Genomic DNA, 2,067 nt, shown 5'->3' with positions numbered 1-2,067 from the left:
GCCCACTTGCGGCAAACCTCGGTCAGGTCTTGAGGCAGCAACAGTATTCCATAAATCATAAGTATTTTTTGCAAACAGACCACTGTTATCAGAGAAGACAAAATTATTATTACCACCGAGCAAAGTGGCATTTCTAACCTTGTATTTTTTGAGATTACCGTTCCATAGCTGTGATGATCCAGGAACAGGTTCAAGTATAGGTAGATAAGCAAATTGACGCGATTCTAGTCCCCCTAGACTGTCAAGAGGTACAGACATCGTGCCTGCTGATATTGGTTCAATCTCAGTTTCACCAACTTCTTTTATGAATGACTTGACACTCTTGGCAATATCTTCAGACTCTGCAGTGTAATAAAACCCACCTTCACCAAAGCCTTGATCTTTTTTGCCAAAATTACATAAGTTTTTGGCATCTTGACTCTCGACACTAGGATCATTACAGTTGTAGTTATCTTTTCCTCCTACTATCGTCCGTCTGTCGTATAACTCTTTGTATACACTACCAAAACCTACAGTTGCAGTTGCGATGGCATCTTTTTTGGAGTTATTGTCATTGTTTAATGCTTTTGCATATTGTCCGATTAGCTCCCATCCAGGCGTACCGACATATGCTCCAGTAGGGGCGTCTACGCCTGACGCGTAATATGTTCTTGCAGAGGGAAGCTTGGGATCACTAATATTACTAACAGACAGCGAACTGCCCGATAGACTGCTATTCATCAAATTACGAGTAGTGTTTTCTGAATAAACACTGTTGGGCTCACCATCGGTCAAGAAGTATACCCCGTAGCCATCGCACTGGGCTGGCGTCGTAGGCATAGGAGATGAATAAGAGGTATTGCCTTTTAACATATATGCCCCTGCTGCAGCATAGGCATTCGCTATTGGTGTATAGGTCGATGGCGTTAACCCTGCAATCTTATAAATTAGTGATATTCTGTTTGCTTGAGTCAAATCTGATATTGGAGCATCAACTTGACCACCACCTTGCCGAGCTCCTCCAAAAAAGCTACCTAAACCAATTTTATATTTAGTCAAATCAATGTCTGCACCAAATCCTGAAGAGCTTTTAGGATTGGCAAATAATGGAATTAGTGCCATTTTTAGCCGTGATATTCGACTGTAGTATTTGTCACCATTTATTGATGGTCTATAGTACTCTACTGAGTATGGAATGTATCCAATATCCGTACCATCATCATTATAGAAACGCTCTCTTATCTCATCACTACCACTAAAGCGAAACCTAATATCTGGATAGTCTTCAAGAATACTATTGTTATTCATACTTATAGAATTATCGAGCATCATCAGAATAGAGGCATTACCCCCTTGCGCCGCTTGATAGATCTCACGATCACTAGTATGACCAGCACTCGTTGCCATACAGGCCAAAACGACTGTCGATAATACTTTGATAGGCCAGCCTTTCATAATAGGGTGGACTCTATCAGTTGTGATTCTGTTCAAGACTCTCATAGTAATCATCCCTAAATATTGATTGCTGTTATAAATAAACTGCTAGTCATCTATTACTTCTAAGCTGACATGCTAAAAGTAGCAGTCGCTTAAATAATTCTAGTTACCAGAAACACAGGTCACTCCAACCGGCTGGTTGATATAAGTCTGTTGCTGGGTCTGATACGGCACGCTCAGTGCGGCTAGACAGCTGTCTACAGTAGTAGATCCTGTACGCATCTGCTTAAAGCAGCCCGCGATAGAGGTAGTATCGTTGCTACTCGCATTGCCTAATGTGGCACTAGATAATGCTGGTATGACTGAAGTGACGTAACCGATAAAGGTAGTGCAGCCAATAGCGGCATTGACCCCAGTTGTCGCAGGCTCAACATTGTTAGACGAGGTGCCTGAGCCTTCTTGAGAGAAAATACCACTGCTCTCAGGTCGTACAAAGGTCATCTGAGTAATCACCCGACCTTCACTAACATAGTCATTACTATCATTAGGATTGCAGTAGCCATTATTTTTGTCAGTCAATAAAGCATTACTTTCATTGAGTTCGCTAATCTCAAGAATACTAAATAGCTTAGTACTACGCGGTCTAACACA

The 2,067-nt window shown here is 41.6% G+C and carries 1 protein-coding gene and 1 pseudogene; both read right to left on the bottom strand.

Going from position 1 to position 2,067, the window contains the following annotated elements:
• A pseudogene (locus tag ACTXGO_RS12905) lies at nt 1-1,479 on the bottom strand (hypothetical protein); the annotation flags it as partial.
• Nucleotides 1,480-1,578: 99 nt separating this feature from the next.
• Nucleotides 1,579-2,067: hypothetical protein (locus tag ACTXGO_RS12900; protein WP_443574811.1), on the bottom strand; the 489-nt coding region annotated here is incomplete at its 5' end.

The sequence above is a fragment of the Psychrobacter sp. T6-1 genome (assembly GCF_052258445.1).
The sequence above is the reverse complement of the archived record's forward strand: the minus strand, read 5'-3'. Positions and strand labels throughout refer to the sequence as shown.